The organism is Pseudomonas rhizozeae, from assembly GCF_031583775.1.
Lineage (GTDB): Bacteria > Pseudomonadota > Gammaproteobacteria > Pseudomonadales > Pseudomonadaceae > Aquipseudomonas.
Window position 1 is genome coordinate 62,278 of record NZ_JAVLSB010000029.1, and the last position, 13,974, is coordinate 76,251.

Here is a 13,974-nt window from a genome sequence, read left to right on the forward strand (position 1 = left end):
CCTGAATACCCCGAAAAAATCGTTTCAACTCACCGCCACCGCCGAAAAACCAACGACGTATTAACCCCGCCAAACGCAAAGTTGTTGTTCATCACGTACTCATTGCTCATCTGCCGGAATTCGCCGCGCAGGTAGTCGAGTTCGCCGCAATTGGGGTCGATGTGGTCGAGGTTGAAAGTGTGGACGTACAGGTCGCGGTTCATCATTTCGATACTGAACCATGACTCCAGCGCACCGCAGGCACCGAGGGTGTGGCCGAGGAAGCTTTTCTGTGAGCTGATCGGCATGCGGCTGCCGAACAGGCTGCTGGTGGCCAGGGTTTCGGCGATGTCGCCCTGTTCGGTGGCGGTGCCGTGGCCGTTGACGTAGCCGATGGCGGAGGGTTCGAGGCCGGCGTCTTCGAGGGCCAGTTCCATGGCGCGGCGCATGGTGGTTTGTTCGGGGCGAGTGGTGTGCTGGCCGTCGGCGTTGCTGCCGAAGCCGACGATTTCGGCGTGGATGTGCGCGCCACGGGCGAGGGCGTGCTCGAGCTCTTCGAGCACCAGCATGCCGCCGCCTTCACCGATCACCAGGCCGTCGCGGCCGCTGTCGTAGGGGCGCGGGCTGGTTTGCGGGGCGTCGTTTTTCAGGCTGGTGGCGTACAGCGCGTCGAACACCATGGCTTCGGTGGGGCACAGTTCTTCGGCGCCGCCGGCGAGCATCAACGGCAAGCGGCCGAATTTGATGGCTTCATAGGCGTAGCCAATGCCCTGGCTGCCGCTGGTGCAGGCGCTGGACGTGGGGATCAGGCGCCCGGTGAGGCCAAAGAAAATGCTGATATTGGCGGCGGTGGTGTGCGGCATCATCCGCACGTAGGAGTTGGCGTTGAGGCCTTCGGCCACGGAGTTCAGCAGCATGTTGCCGAACGCCTTGATCTCGTCGGTGCTGCCGGTGGACGAGCCACACGCCACGCCCATGCGTCCGTCCTTGATCGATTCATCGCCCAGCAGCCCGGCGTCGGCCAGCGCTTGCTCGGCGGCCCCCACCGCCAGTCGCGAGACCCGGCCCATGCTGCGCAGTTGTTTGCGGGTCCAGTGCGCCGGCACTTTAAAGTCGTCGATGGGCCCGGCCAGGCGCGTGTTGAGTTCGGTGAAGCGATCCCACTCGTCCATCCGGCGGATGCCGCTGTGGTTGGCGGCGAAGTGCCCGGCGATGGTCGCCCAGTCGCTGCCCAGTGAGGTGATGCCGGCCATGCCGGTGACGACCACGCGTTTCATCAGCACAGGCCTCCGTTGACGGCCAATACCTGGCGAGTGATGTACGACGCTTCGGCGGACATCAGGAAATTCACCGCGCCAGCCACTTCTTCAGGAGTGCCCATGCGCTGGGCCGGGATCATTTTCATCAGCTCTTCCACCGGCACGTTGTCGTCGAGCATGGCCGTGTCGATCAGCCCTGGCGCGACGCAGTTGACGGTGATTTTGCGCTTGCCCAGCTCGATCGCCAAGGCTTTCGCGGCGCCGATCAAACCGGCCTTGGAGGCGCTGTAGTTGACCTGGCCACGGTTGCCAATCAACCCCGACACCGAGGTAATGCACACGATACGCCCCGGCGCCCGACGGCGGATCATCGGCATCATCACCGGGTGCAGCACGTTGTAGAAACCGTCGAGGTTGGTGCGCAACACCTGGTCCCAGTCGTCTTCGCTGAGGGCCGGGAATGCGCCGTCGCGGGTCAGGCCGGCGTTGAGCACCACGCCGTAGTAGGAACCGTGGGCTTCGACATCGGCCTCCAGAATGGCGCGGCAACTGGCGCGGTCGGAAACGTCGAATTGCAGCACCCGCGCGCGGCGGCCGAGGGCTTCGACTTCGGCTTGCACCGCGTCGGCCTCGGCGCGGCCACTGCGGCAGTGCAGCACCAGGTCATGCCCGGCCTGGGCCAGGCGCAAGGCGATGGCGCGGCCGATGCCACGGCTGGAACCGGTGACCAATACAGATTCAGTCATCACTCGACTCCTGGGGTTTCATGAAGGTATTGCGCCGCTTGCGGCGGGCGGTACACGTTGAGGCGGGCGCTGGCGTGGATGCCGGGGCCGTGGATGTGGCATTCGAATACGCCCATGCCGTTGTCGTCTTCCAGCGAGCGCATGCCGTGGATGGTCAGTTCACTGCCTACGGGAAAGTGCTCGACGTTGCATTCGAACTTGCGGGTCCCCAGCAGAAAACCCATTGCCACGGCATCACCGCGCTGGCGCGCATGGCAGCCAGCGTAGGCGGCGACACTCTGCGCCATCAGCTCAATGCCCACCCAGGCCGGCAGGCTGCCGTCGGCGCGGCTGAACACGCCGTTGGGCTGCACCGTCAGGCGGGTGTGGATGTGATCGTCATCGAAGCTCAAGACGTGATCGATCAGGATCATGTCGCCCGCGTGGGGCAGCAACTCGGCGAGCGGCCAGGCAATCATGGGGCGTCTCCGATAATCAGGCTGACGTTATTGCCACCGAAGGCAAAGGAATTGCTCATCAGGTGGCGCGGTGCAATGGACGTCAGGCGGTCGCTCGGGGTCACCCATTGTAGAGGCGGCAGTTGCGGATCAGCCTGGCCGTCCCAGATGTGCGGGGGCAAGGCGTCAGAGTGATTCTCAGCGCTGAGGCTCAGCCAGCAGAATGCTGCTTCCAGAGCACCGGCCGCGCCGAGGGTGTGGCCGGTGAGCGATTTGGTCGAGGAGCACGGCACGCCGGCGGGGAACAATGCCGCGACCGCCAGGCTTTCCATGGCGTCGTTGTGCTGGGTCGCGGTGCCATGCAGGTTCAGGTAAGCGATCTGTTCGGCGTGCAACCCGGCGCGGTTCAAGGCTTTGGCCATCGCTTGGCGAGCGCCACGGCCGCTCGGTTCCGGCGCAGAAATATGGTGTGCATCGGAACTGGCGCCGCCACCGAGCAGGGCAATCGGCCGCTCGCCGTGGGCCTGGCGGCTCATCACAAACAGCACTGCGGCTTCGCCGATATTGATCCCGTCGCGGTTGACCGAAAATGGATTGCAGCGCTGTTCGGATAACGCTTCGAGCGCCGAAAAACCGTTCAGCGTCAGTTTGCACAGGCTGTCGACGCCGCCGCACAGCACCGCATCGCACAGCCCCAGATCAAGCAGGCGCTGCGCGCTCATCAAGGCGCGGGCGCTGGAGGTGCACGCGGTGGAAATCACGTAGGCCGGGCCGCTCAGGCGCAGCCAATCGGCGAGGAAATTCGCCGGGGCGCCGAGTTCCTGTTGCTTGTAGTCGTAGCCCTCGGGAAAGTGCCCTTGGCGGTGGTAATGGGCAATCGCCAGGCTGGCCTCGTCGATGCCCGAGGTGCTGGTGCCGAGGACGACGCCGACGCGATCTCGGCCATAGGTGGCGATCACCTGATCGATGTCCTCGCGGATTTGCAACGCTGCGTCCAGCAGCAATTGATTGTTGCGGCTGCGATGGCTGGCCAAGTTATCGCCGATGGTCGGCAGTTCACCGGCCACCGCCGCCACGGGCAGCACGCGCTCGGGCACCCAACCGGCTTCAGCACGCAGGCCTGAAGCATCGCCGGCAAATAATCCGGCGGCCACTTGCTGTTTGTTGCGGCCCAGGGCGCAGGTCACGCCTAGGGCGTTCAGGTAAGCGGTCATGGCGCGCTCCCGCTTAACGGTGTGATGTGGTAAGTCGGGCCTTGTGGCAATTGCAGTTCAAAGTTCAGCGGTGCGACGTAGCGAATGATCCAGCGTCCTGGCAGCGTGCGTTGCGGTCCCTGCTGTTGCGCGTCCGGATAGTTAGCGCGCAATTCATCCTGTGACGTCAGGCCAAACAGCAACGCGGCGAACAACTCTCGCGCTTCGGGATTGGGCGGCAGCAAGCCGTCGGCCTGCCACTGCCGGGCGACCAGTTTCTGCCGGGCCTGGGGAATGCCCAGCAGGTCCATCATCGACCAGCGAAGGTCGGCGCCTTCGCGCTGCATCACCAGCACCCAATCCTGCCGTTGCTCGGCCTGCACACGCACCACATGCAGTTGCAACGGCAGCGCCAGGCTCGGCGTGTGTTCGGGCAATGGCGCCTGACTGGTGCAGGCGCTGAGCAACAGCAGGCAACCGAGCAGCAACGCACCGCGCATCACAGACCACCCTCTAACGGTTTGCGCGCCACCACGTTGACCAGGGTTTCCTCGCGCTGGCCGAAGGGTTTTGGCTGGCGCAAACCGCAGCGTTCGAGCAAGCCGAAATCCTTGGCGCGGCTCCACCACAAGTAAGGGTAGGACACATTCTGCGTGGTGAACTCGAAACCCTGGCCGCGCAGTAGGTCGAGATACTGCGCCGCGCTCTTTTGAACGTGCATCGGGTGGCGGAACAACCAGCGAATGACCCAGGTGTCGATGTAAGCCTCGGTGGATTCAGCAAAGAGCAGATAGCCGCCCGGTTTCAGCACGCGATAAAACTCCGCAAGTGCTTTCTCTTGTTCAACCAAGTGATGGAAGGTCTGGTGGCAGAACAGCAGATCGACGCTGGCGTCCGGCACCTGGATGCTCGCGCAATCGCTGCCGATCAGCTCGACGTGCATGCTTTGGCGTGCGGCTTCTTCAGCGCTGAGGTTCAAGCTGTGGGGATCGGCATCGAGGCCGATCAACCGCTGCGGCGCGAACACCTGGCGCAGGTATTGAAAGGATTTGCCCTGGCCGCAGCCGGCATCCAGCAGCACCGGGTTGAGCGGCAACGGCTCGCTGAACAGGCTGCGCAAATCGTTGATCGCCACCCGCAGCACATGGTGCTGCCAGGTGTGGCTGCGCAGGAACCAGAAGCCAAAACGGGTTTCTTCGACGTAGTTGTCGCTCAGGTAACTCATCCTTGATCTCCGGCGCAGATTTCCGACAGCACCCGCAGCCGCCGCTTGGCTTCGCTGACAAACGGGTTGCGCGGGTCCCAGGCATAACCGGCGAGGATCGAACTAATCATGCGGCGAATATCCGGCGAGCTGTCGGCATGGAAAATCACATCCTGGAACGTGCCGGCGTACCAGCCCTCGACGTAGGCGCGAAAGGTGTCGACACCGCGTTTGAGTGGCGCCGCGAATTCGTCCTGCCAGTCCACGGCCTCGCCGTTGAGTTGGCGGCTCAACAACCCGGCGGCCATGCTCGCCGAGCGCATGGCGATGGTCACGCCGGAGGAGAACACCGGGTCGAGAAATTCCGCCGCGTTGCCGAGCAGGGCGAAGCCCGGACCGTGCAAGGTTTTGACGTTGGCCGAGTAGCCGCCAATAGTCCGCGCCGGGGTGTCCCACACCGCATCTTTCAACACGCCGCTGAGGCTCGGGGTTTCAGCGATAAAGCCGCGCAGGCAATCGTCGAGATTGCCCAGGCGCCCGGCGAAATGGGTCTGGTCGGCGACCACCCCCACCGAGCAGCGCCCGTTGCTGAACGGGATGGTCCAGAACCAGATATCGCGGTGCTCGGGGTGGGTAGTGACGAGGATTTTCTGCCGGTCGAAGCCCGGGTGAACGATACGGTCCTCGACGTGGGTGAATACCGCTTGGCGCACCGGGAAATTCGACGGTGCTTCCAGGTCCAGCAGACGCGGCAGCACGCGGCCGTAGCCGCTGGCGTCGAGCACGAAATCCGCTTCGACCCGATACTGGCTGCCGTCTTCACGCTGTGCGGTGAGCTGCGGCAAGGCGCGCTCGAAGTCCGCGCTGACAATCGCCTCGCCATAACGGATCTCTACCCCTTGCAGCGCCGCTTGATCGGCCAGCAATTTGTCGAAATCGGCGCGCTGCACCTGGAAAGTGGTCGGCTTGCCCTGGCTGAAGGTATCGCCGAAATCGAAAGCGCTGTAGCGCTCGCCCCAGGCAAACGCGGCACCGTTTTTCATCTGGAAACCGGCGGCGTTCACCGCCTCGAGCATGCCGGCTTCTTCGACGAAATCCAGGCAATGGGCGAGCAGGCTTTCACCGATGGAAAACCGTGGGAAATGCTGACGCTCGATGATCAGCACATCGTGGCCCTGGCGTTTTAGCAGCGCGGCGGCGATGGCTCCCGATGGGCCGGCGCCAATGACGACGACCTGACGACGTTCCATTTCAACTGTTGGCACGAGGCCTCCTTGCCGGGACGGCGATGGTCGTGGGCGAACGATGAAACCCGGCCAGCGCCGGCAGCAGCGTCGCGATAAGGCCCATCAGCATCAGCGCGAAATACAGCGCCGGGGTGATGAGCTGTAGTTGCAGCAGCAGATTGAGGAAGACAATTTCGCTCAAGCCGCGAATATTCAACAGCAGGCTTTCTTTCCAACGGCTGGCGCCGATAAACGACGCGCCGGCCCAGCCAAGGCCTAGCCAATTGCCCAGCAGTTTGCTGAGGATTGGCAGCAGCAACAGCGCGGCCATTTGCAGCGCGCCGAGGCTGACCAGCGCGGCGTGAACATCGATCTGCACAATGCCGAATGTCAGCAACAGCGGGATTGCCACGTAACTCTGCAAGCCGTTCATCCAGCGTGCGGGCAACGGCAATACCAGCGGCACTTTGAGCAGCGCCATCCACAGCAGATAGCCAATGCCGAAAATCAGCGCATTGAGCTTGAAGTGCTCGGCCAGCACCAGCAAGGCAAAGAACAGCACGCTGTGCAGCAACGGCTGACGCAAGCGCAGCGCTCGCAACAACAAGGGCACGCAGGCAGCGGCCAACGGCAGCAACAGGCTGCTCAGGTGCAGGCTGCCCTGAGCGAGGCCGAACAGGCTCCAGCAGGTCAGGTCGATCAGGATCGCCGTTTGCACCAGACGTCGGGTGGCGTCGGTCGGGTAGCCGATGTGGCGCAGGTACAGGTACAGCACCGGGATGGCGGTGATGGCGAACACCAGACCAATGGCCAGCGAGCTGATCCAGGGTTGCGTCGGCAGCAGCCAGATCGCAGTGGCCAGGCCGGCGGCAAACGGAATGGCGAAGCTTGGCAGAGCGATCTTCACACTCTGACGGTCGAGGCGCAGGTCGATCACGTCACTGAGGATGTGCCCCAGCACCAGGGCAAACCCCAGGCTGTAGAGGTTTTTCAGCCATGCCGGGGCAATCAGTTGCGCGCCGCTCAAGTGCCACTGCGGCTCGATCCAGAAATACATCAGCAGCGGCAGGCAGAAGGTCGCCAGCAGCAATTGGCTGACGATCGGGATCAGCCCCAGGCGTTGGCCGAGTCGCGTGGCCACGGCGAACAGCGCCAGGGCCATGAGCCAGAACAGGAGGACCATCATGCCGTGGGCTCCGCAGTTTTATGATGTCGGGCCTGGCGCCCGGCCCACGGGGCGAGGATAAAGCTGAAGGCCAGGCCGAGGCTTACCGACAGGCCGAAATTGCTCACCGCCGGCGTGCTCGACACCGCCAACAACCCGAACGACAGCCAGGTGGTCAGCGCCGCCAGCAAGGTGCCAAGCAGGCTCACCGCCGCGCCACCGATCTGCTCGCGCATGAGGATCGCGTAATCGACACTGATCGCCGTCACGAGCAGCAGGCCGAACAGGCTGAACAGGGTCAGCGGTTGCCCCAGCCAGCCGAGGCTCGCCAGGCTGCACAGCGCCGCCAGCAACGGCAGGGCCACCACTCGCAAGGCGCCGCCGAAACCGAATGGCAGGATCAGCACCAGTACAATCAGCACGCAGGAGGCGAGTTTCAGCTCCGCCGCGCTGATTTGCGTGGCGGCGAACACTTTGTTCAACTCACCGAGGCGGTCCACCAGATCCACACCGGGCAAATCCAGTGCTTGCACCCGCAGCAGCGACGGGTTGTTCAGGCCTTGCAGGCTGATCATTGCGGCGACTCCGCCATCCTCGGTGCGGCCCAGCCACAGTGGCCGGTAAGGTTCGGCCAAGGGCCCGACGAGGGCGGCGTCGATATCTTGGGTCGGCAGCGCTTGCAACTGTGCCACTTCTTTTTGCAACGCCGCCACGGGTACGCCGAGGTCCAGCAACGGCTGCCAGAACGCCGGCAGTTTGCCCACGGCTTCGCGCAATCGTTGCTGTTCGGCCGGCGCGCTGACCAGTTGATTGAGCGAGAGATAACCTTGCAGCCGCTCGAGGTTGACCAACTGATCGAGGCGTTCGTTGAGTGCGTTTTGCCGTTCGAGCAATTGCTGCTGATCAGCGCCGCGAATCAGGAAGAACTGACTGGTGGGCTGATAGCCGGTGATCCGCGCGATGGTTTGCGCGTCCTCGGTCAACTGCGCCGGTGCGCCGATCCATTGGCGGAGGTCATTCTTGCTTTGCAGTTGCAGCAGACCGCCGACGCAAAAGGCGATCAGCAGCGCGAACAGTGCCGGGGTGCTGATGCGTTGCAGCAGGGTCGCACGCAGGTCGAGCAGCCATTGCGCCAGACTCAGCGGCCATTGCGCCGGGCGCAGGTCGGCGCCCTTGAGCAGCGCCGGCAACAGGCACACCGCCGACAGGTACGCGCCGAGCAAACCGGCGGCGGAGAACACGGCAATCTGCGTCAGTGCCGGAAACGGCGTCCAGGCCAGCGCCAGGTAGCCGATGCAACTGGTGGCCAGGCTCAGCGTCAGCCCCGGCAACGTCAGGCGCAACGCCGGCCAACTGTGCCAGGGTTTCAGGTTCCAGCTCTTGGACAGGTAGTGCAGCGGGTAGTCCACCGCCACGCCGATCAGGCTCGAACCGAGCACCAGGGTCATCACGTGCATGTGGCCAAACAGCGCCACGCATGCCACCGCACCAAACAGCATGCCCACCAGCACCGGGACAAATGCCAGCAACACGCGCCAGCGCCGGAACGCCAGCAACAGCAGCAACAGAATGCCGACCGTGGCACCGCCGCCGACCCAGGTGATTTCGCGGGTGGCCTGGCGCTGACCGTCAGCGGCGTACAGCAAACCGCTGGCGGCCAGCAGTTGCACGCCGTGGGGGCTGGCCTGTTCGCGGCTGTGTTGCAGCAGGTCGGCGACTTGCAGCGGCAGGTTCATGTCGAAGGCATTGCCGTGGGTGCGCGCGCGTAGCAGCACCCAACTCTTGCCGTCGGCATCGGCAATCAGCGCGCCGCTGCCGATGTCCAGTTGTACCGCGCCGTGTTGTGGCTGGCTGTTCTGGATGCGCCCGGTGAGGCCCAGCCAATCATCCTGGCTCGGCACCAGGCTGAAACCGGTGAACGGATCGAACAGGGCTTGCACCCGTTGCTGGATGAACGCTTGCGGCTGCTCGATCAGTTGCTGCCGATCATCCGCCGAGAGCATCGCCAGGCGACCGTTGAGCAATTGCGTGCGCAGTGCCGGCAGGTCGGCTTGCAGGTTCCACTGCACCTTGTCGAACAGGCCGCTGGCCTGCCACTGCTCGCCCAGGGTCTCGGCCATGGCGATCGCTTGCTGGCGATCGGCGTGGCCGACCAGCACCAGCATTTCCCGGTTCAGCGGTTCCTGCATGCGTTGCTCGGCGCGCAGTTCCAGTGCGTCCGGCGCGGTGCCCGGCACCAGTTCCATGAGGTTGGCCGACAACGGCGCACCGTCGCGCCACTGCCAACCGGCGAGCGCCAGCACCGCCAGCAGCAGGATCAGAAACAGCCGGGGCAGCGCGCGTTCACTCGGCAAAGTCATGTTGCTCCGCTTCGCTCAAGGGTTGCGAGCTGATGCTGTCCTGCATGCGTAACACGGTGCTGTCGCCCTGGGTTTCCAGTAGTTCGATGCGCTGCACCAGTTCACCGCCGTCGATGTTGATCCGGTTGAACACTTGCTTGAGCAACAGCGAGCGCGGGGTCAGGGTCAGTTGCCACTTTTGTGCATCCCCGCTCAGCGCCAGTTCGAAGTCCCGTTGCAGGCCACTGCTGTCGCCTTGCAGCACAGCGAGGAACAAGCGGTTCTGCTCGGCCCCGGCACTCTTGCTCGGCAACAGTTGCCAGCCTTGGCCCTCGCGCCGGGCGATGCCTTGGGCGGTGATTCGATAGTCCTGTTGCACCGGAGTCTTGAGCAACCACAGCAAACCATGGTTTTTCGCCAGGACGAAGGTGCCTTGACTGGTCAGCGGTTGTGGAAGGGCACGCAGGTGTTTTTCCTGCACGAAGCGGCCGTGGATCACCTCAGGTTTGGTCAGTTGCGCGCTGAGTTGCGACAAGTCGAATGCCTGCGCCAGCGATGACAGTCCCAACAGGGTCAATACCGCCAGATACTTGATCGCTGAAATTGGGCAGCAAACTCGCTCGCCACGACAAAACACACTCATGCCAGGCTCCTTTCAACAGCCTCGGTGAAGACCTTGGGGGAGGCCAGTTGCATTTCGCGGCTCGCCATCTCGACCGCGACCTGTACCGAGCTGGCGCGGGTCAGGCGTTCGCCGCTGGCCAGGTCGCTGATCAGGTAATTGATCTTCAACCGGTTTTCCCACTCCACCAGACTGGCGCGCACGTTGAGTGTCTGACCGAACACCGCGGCGCGGACATAGCGCAATTGCAGGTCGATCACCGGCCAGGCGTAACCCGACTCGCGCATCGCGGTGTAGTTGTGGCCGATTTGGTCGAGCAAGGCACAGCGCGCCACTTCGAGGTATTTCACGTAATGGCCGTGCCACACCACGTCCATCGAGTCGACGTCGAAAAACGGTACCACCACTTGCGTATCACAATGCAGCACGCCCTGACTACGCATGCAGCCTCCAGTGTTGATCGGCGATCCGTTGCAGGCACAGGCGCAGTTCGCCTTCGAGTGCGCGGTCTTCGATGACCGGCGGGAAGTCGCTCGCCAAAGCCTCGTGCATGGCCGCCAGCGCCGGTGGCAATGGCCGTGCGTCGTCAGCCTGACCGCGCAGCCACACCCCTTGATTGGCCGCGAGCAGGGTCGCGGCGGCGACTTGTTCGGTGAGTTCCAGCACGCGGATCGCGTCGCGGGCGGCGATGGTGCCCATGCTGACTTTGTCTTGGTTGTGGCACTCGGTGGAGCGTGAGAACACGCTGGCCGGCATGGTGTTTTTCAGCGCTTCGGCGGTCCAGGCGCTGGCGCCGATTTGTACCGCTTTGAAACCGTGGTTGAGCATTGCACGCTCGGCGCTGGCGCCGGACAGGTTGCTCGGTAAACCGTGGTTGTAACGCACATCCACCAACAGGGCGAGTTGCCGGTCGAGAAGGTCAGCGACATTGGCCACCAAGGTCTTGAGGCTGTCCATGGCGAAGGCGATATGCCCGCCGTAGAAATGCCCGCCGTGCAGCACGCGCTCGGCTTCGGCGTCGATGATCGGGTTGTCGTTGGCGCTGTTGAGTTCGGTTTCGATGAACGACCGCAGCCAGTTCAGGCTGTCGGCCAACACGCCGAGCACATGCGGGGCGCAGCGCAGGGAATAGCGGTCTTGCAGGCGATGCAGCGGCGCGGTTGGCGCGTCGATCGCCAGGTCCTGACGCAACCAGGCGGCGACTTGCATCTGCCCAGGATGCGGCTTGGTGGCGAACAAGCGTTCATCGAAGTGTTCCGGATTACCCTGCAGCGCCACGACATTGAGCGCGGTGATGCGCGTGGCCAGTTGCAGCAGGTAATCGGCGCGGGAGAATGCCAGGCAGGCAAGGCCCGTCATCACCGCAGTGCCATTCATCAACGCCAGCGCTTCCTTGGGCCGCAGCACCAAGGGCTGCCAGTCGAGTTCGCGGTGCACATCGGCGGCGTCGCGGCGCTCGCCACGGAACATCACTTCACGTTCGCCGGAAAGCGTTGCGGCCACATAAGACAGCGGCGTCAGGTCACCGCTGGCGCCTACCGAGCCTTCTTCCGGAATCAGCGGCAGCACGTCGTGTTCGAGGAAACCGTGCAAGCGCTCGAGCAATTCCACGCGCACCCCGGAGACGCCATGGCACAACGACTGCAATCGCGCCGCCAACACCGCGCGGGTAGCCTGAGCATCGAGGTGTTTGCCCAGGCCGCAGCCGTGGAACGTATAGAGATGACGCGGCAGTGCCTCGACGTGTTCCAGCGGCACCGCAACCACGCAGGAATCGCCGTAACCGGTAGTCACGCCGTAGATCACGCCTTCCTTGTCCAGCAGCGAATCGAGGAACTGCGCGCCCTTGGCAATGCGCCGACGAAAATCGGCATCATCCTGCAACTGCGTCGGCGCCTGGCGGCTGGCCAGGGCGCGGACGTCTTCGATGCGCAAAGGGAGTTCGCCGAAGGTTACCGGCTCATGCGTTGGCGTCATCATCGGTCTTCCAGAAAGGGTAAAAGTTGAACCATTGTTGGGGCGCTTCCAGGCAATAGTGGCCCAGGCGTTCGGCGTAGCGGGTGGCCCACTGATGAATGACCTGCTCGCGGTCGCTGCGTTTCCAGGTCACGGCCTCAGCGAACGGCTCCAGAGTCAGTCGATAATCGCCATCGGGCTTCTTCAGGCACAGCAACAGATTGACCGGACATTTCAGCAGCCCGGCCAGCAACCACGGGCCTTGCGGGAAGGGCGCCGGGTGGCCGAGAAAGTCCACGGTGACGCTGCGCCCGCCATGCAACGGCACGCGATCGCCGGCAATTGCCAGCCATTCGCCACGCTCCAGGCGTTCGTGCAATTGCAGCATGATCAGCGGGTCGAGTTCGCTGACCTGAATCAGACGCAGGTTGGTCGCCCCGGCTTCACCGAGCAAGCGGTTGAACTGCTCGGCGTGCTTGGTGTGCACCAGCACGTTCATGGTGACTTTTTCGCCGATCTCGGCCAGCGCGCGGCAGACCTCGAGGTTGCCCAGGTGCGCACCCACCAGCAGTTGCCCGCGCGTGCCGCGCAACTGATTGCGCAGCAGTGCCGGGTCGATAATTTCGATGTGTTCGATGCTCAGTTTGCCGTTCCACACATCGAGCTTGTCGAGCATCGAGTCGGCGAACGCCATGAACTGGCCGAACACCCGCCAATGGCTGGGCCGCAGCTGCGGACGTCCGCTCCAGTCGGCGAGGCGTTGCTGGTATTGCCAGGCACTGTGGCGGGCGCCGCGACCGAACAGGAAAAAGTACAGCACGATGCCGTACAGCAGTGGGCTCAACAGCCGCCGCCCGAGCACCTTGGCGCCGAACGCAGTGAGCTTCATCAACCAGAAACTGCCGCGCTCCTGATGATCCGCCCAATGCTGTTTGTCGGAGGACTGGCTCATGCGCGCCACCGTCGCCAGAGGATCACCGGCAGCCGCAGCAGCATGCCGAAGAACAGTCGGGTGTGCATGCTGGAAATCAGCAGGTTGTCGTGCAGCATGCGGAAGTGCGACACGCCGTCGGTGGGGTAATGCACTTTGGTCGGACGCCAGCGCATCGGCTGGTTGCGCCACGCTAGGCGCACCAGGATGTCGGAGTCGAAATCCATGCGTTTACCGATGTTCGCCGAGTTGATCAGCGCCAGGGTCGGCGCCAAGGGGTAGACCCGGAAGCCGCACATGGAATCGCGAATCTGCAGCGACAGGGTGTTGATCCACACCATCACATGGGTCAGGTAACGCGCATACAAGCGGCCCTTCGGCACGCTGGCGTCGTATTGCGGATAACCGCAGATCAGCGCCTCGGGATGTCGCCGCGATTCTTCGAGAAAGGTCTGCAGGTCGGCGAGGTCGTGCTGGCCGTCGGCGTCCACTTGCAGCGCGTGACTGAAGCCCAGTCGCGCCGCTTCGCGCAGACCGGTCATTACCGCGCCGCCCTTGCCTTGATTGACCGCCAGTTTGACCAGCGACACCTGATCCTGCTCCGCCAATTGCGTGAGCAGCGTGGCGCAGGCCGGGCAACTGGCGTCGTCCACCAACAATACTGGCAAACCTTCGGCGCGCACCGCCGCGACCACTGCGGCGACGGCGTGTTCGTGGTTGTAGACCGGAATCACCACGCACGGTTTATGCATTGGCGACCTCGAATCCTTTCAGGCAATCGCGCCCCCTGTGGCGAGGGAGCTTGCTCCCGCTGGGCTGCGCAGCGGCCCCAATTGTGAGCGCTGCGCGCTCAAGCGGGAGCAAGCTCCCTCGCCACAAAAGCAAAGGCAAAGGCAAAGGCAAAAGCCACAAAGGGG

At 63.6% G+C, this 13,974-nt stretch carries 14 protein-coding genes; all 14 read right to left on the reverse strand.

Annotated elements, in window-relative coordinates:
- Window positions 1–29 precede the first annotated feature (29 nt).
- The 14 genes from RG836_RS09240 to RG836_RS09305 are packed head-to-tail and all read right to left on the reverse strand — an operon-like array spanning window position 30 to window position 13,809.
- A complete protein-coding gene (locus RG836_RS09240; protein ID WP_310844904.1) occupies window positions 30–1,256 on the reverse strand; it encodes a beta-ketoacyl-ACP synthase in 1,227 nt (408 codons plus the stop codon).
- A complete protein-coding gene (gene fabG / locus RG836_RS09245; RefSeq protein WP_310844906.1) occupies window positions 1,256–1,984 on the reverse strand; it encodes a 3-oxoacyl-ACP reductase FabG in 729 nt (242 codons plus the stop codon). The genes RG836_RS09240 and fabG overlap by 1 nt, the downstream gene beginning before the upstream one ends.
- Entirely contained in the window at window positions 1,984–2,442 is a 459-nt protein-coding gene (locus RG836_RS09250; RefSeq protein WP_310844907.1) for a hotdog family protein, read from the reverse strand. The genes fabG and RG836_RS09250 overlap by 1 nt, the downstream gene beginning before the upstream one ends.
- Window positions 2,439–3,635, reverse strand: a complete 1,197-nt coding sequence (locus tag RG836_RS09255; RefSeq protein WP_310844908.1) for a beta-ketoacyl-[acyl-carrier-protein] synthase family protein — start codon at window positions 3,633–3,635, stop codon at window positions 2,439–2,441. The genes RG836_RS09250 and RG836_RS09255 overlap by 4 nt, the downstream gene beginning before the upstream one ends.
- Window positions 3,632–4,114, reverse strand: a complete 483-nt coding sequence (locus RG836_RS09260) for a hypothetical protein (RefSeq protein WP_310844909.1) — start codon at window positions 4,112–4,114, stop codon at window positions 3,632–3,634. Before RG836_RS09260 ends, RG836_RS09255 begins: the two co-directional genes overlap by 4 nt.
- Window positions 4,114–4,839 (reverse strand): class I SAM-dependent methyltransferase, encoded by a 726-nt coding sequence (locus tag RG836_RS09265; RefSeq protein WP_310844910.1) that lies wholly within the window; start codon window positions 4,837–4,839, stop codon window positions 4,114–4,116. The genes RG836_RS09260 and RG836_RS09265 overlap by 1 nt, the downstream gene beginning before the upstream one ends.
- Window positions 4,836–6,083, reverse strand: a complete 1,248-nt coding sequence (locus RG836_RS09270) for an NAD(P)/FAD-dependent oxidoreductase (protein ID WP_310844911.1) — start codon at window positions 6,081–6,083, stop codon at window positions 4,836–4,838. The genes RG836_RS09265 and RG836_RS09270 overlap by 4 nt, the downstream gene beginning before the upstream one ends.
- Window positions 6,070–7,230: a sodium:proton antiporter gene (locus RG836_RS09275; protein WP_310844913.1), complete on the reverse strand. Its 1,161-nt coding sequence runs from the start codon at window positions 7,228–7,230 to the stop codon at window positions 6,070–6,072. Before RG836_RS09275 ends, RG836_RS09270 begins: the two co-directional genes overlap by 14 nt.
- Window positions 7,227–9,569, reverse strand: a complete 2,343-nt coding sequence (locus RG836_RS09280; RefSeq protein WP_310844914.1) for an MMPL family transporter — start codon at window positions 9,567–9,569, stop codon at window positions 7,227–7,229. The genes RG836_RS09275 and RG836_RS09280 overlap by 4 nt, the downstream gene beginning before the upstream one ends.
- Entirely contained in the window at window positions 9,553–10,191 is a 639-nt protein-coding gene (locus RG836_RS09285) for an outer membrane lipoprotein carrier protein LolA (RefSeq protein WP_310844915.1), read from the reverse strand. Before RG836_RS09285 ends, RG836_RS09280 begins: the two co-directional genes overlap by 17 nt.
- Window positions 10,188–10,613, reverse strand: coding sequence for an acyl-CoA thioesterase (locus tag RG836_RS09290; RefSeq protein ID WP_310844916.1), 426 nt, complete (start codon window positions 10,611–10,613; stop codon window positions 10,188–10,190). The genes RG836_RS09285 and RG836_RS09290 overlap by 4 nt, the downstream gene beginning before the upstream one ends.
- Entirely contained in the window at window positions 10,606–12,150 is a 1,545-nt protein-coding gene (locus tag RG836_RS09295) for an HAL/PAL/TAL family ammonia-lyase (RefSeq protein ID WP_310844918.1), read from the reverse strand. The genes RG836_RS09290 and RG836_RS09295 overlap by 8 nt, the downstream gene beginning before the upstream one ends.
- Window positions 12,131–13,078 (reverse strand): LpxL/LpxP family acyltransferase, encoded by a 948-nt coding sequence (locus RG836_RS09300; protein ID WP_310844919.1) that lies wholly within the window; start codon window positions 13,076–13,078, stop codon window positions 12,131–12,133. The genes RG836_RS09295 and RG836_RS09300 overlap by 20 nt, the downstream gene beginning before the upstream one ends.
- A complete protein-coding gene (locus RG836_RS09305; RefSeq protein ID WP_310844920.1) occupies window positions 13,075–13,809 on the reverse strand; it encodes a glycosyltransferase family 2 protein in 735 nt (244 codons plus the stop codon). The genes RG836_RS09300 and RG836_RS09305 overlap by 4 nt, the downstream gene beginning before the upstream one ends.
- Window positions 13,810–13,974: the final 165 nt, after the last annotated feature.

Excerpts from the sequence above, each read along its gene's own strand:
- RG836_RS09240 (WP_310844904.1), bottom strand. The coding sequence starts at position 1,256 with ATGAAACGCGTGGTCGTCACCGGCATGGCCGGCATCACCTCACTGGGC.
- fabG (WP_310844906.1), bottom strand. The coding sequence starts at position 1,984 with ATGACTGAATCTGTATTGGTCACCGGTTCCAGCCGTGGCATCGGCCGC.
- RG836_RS09250 (WP_310844907.1), bottom strand. The coding sequence starts at position 2,442 with ATGATTGCCTGGCCGCTCGCCGAGTTGCTGCCCCACGCGGGCGACATG.
- RG836_RS09255 (WP_310844908.1), bottom strand. The coding sequence starts at position 3,635 with ATGACCGCTTACCTGAACGCCCTAGGCGTGACCTGCGCCCTGGGCCGC.
- RG836_RS09260 (WP_310844909.1), bottom strand. The coding sequence starts at position 4,114 with ATGCGCGGTGCGTTGCTGCTCGGTTGCCTGCTGTTGCTCAGCGCCTGC.
- RG836_RS09265 (WP_310844910.1), bottom strand. The coding sequence starts at position 4,839 with ATGAGTTACCTGAGCGACAACTACGTCGAAGAAACCCGTTTTGGCTTC.
- RG836_RS09275 (WP_310844913.1), bottom strand. The coding sequence starts at position 7,230 with ATGATGGTCCTCCTGTTCTGGCTCATGGCCCTGGCGCTGTTCGCCGTG.
- RG836_RS09280 (WP_310844914.1), bottom strand. The coding sequence starts at position 9,569 with ATGACTTTGCCGAGTGAACGCGCGCTGCCCCGGCTGTTTCTGATCCTG.
- RG836_RS09285 (WP_310844915.1), bottom strand. The coding sequence starts at position 10,191 with ATGAGTGTGTTTTGTCGTGGCGAGCGAGTTTGCTGCCCAATTTCAGCG.
- RG836_RS09290 (WP_310844916.1), bottom strand. The coding sequence starts at position 10,613 with ATGCGTAGTCAGGGCGTGCTGCATTGTGATACGCAAGTGGTGGTACCG.
- RG836_RS09295 (WP_310844918.1), bottom strand. The coding sequence starts at position 12,150 with ATGATGACGCCAACGCATGAGCCGGTAACCTTCGGCGAACTCCCTTTG.
- RG836_RS09300 (WP_310844919.1), bottom strand. The coding sequence starts at position 13,078 with ATGAGCCAGTCCTCCGACAAACAGCATTGGGCGGATCATCAGGAGCGC.
- RG836_RS09305 (WP_310844920.1), bottom strand. The coding sequence starts at position 13,809 with ATGCATAAACCGTGCGTGGTGATTCCGGTCTACAACCACGAACACGCC.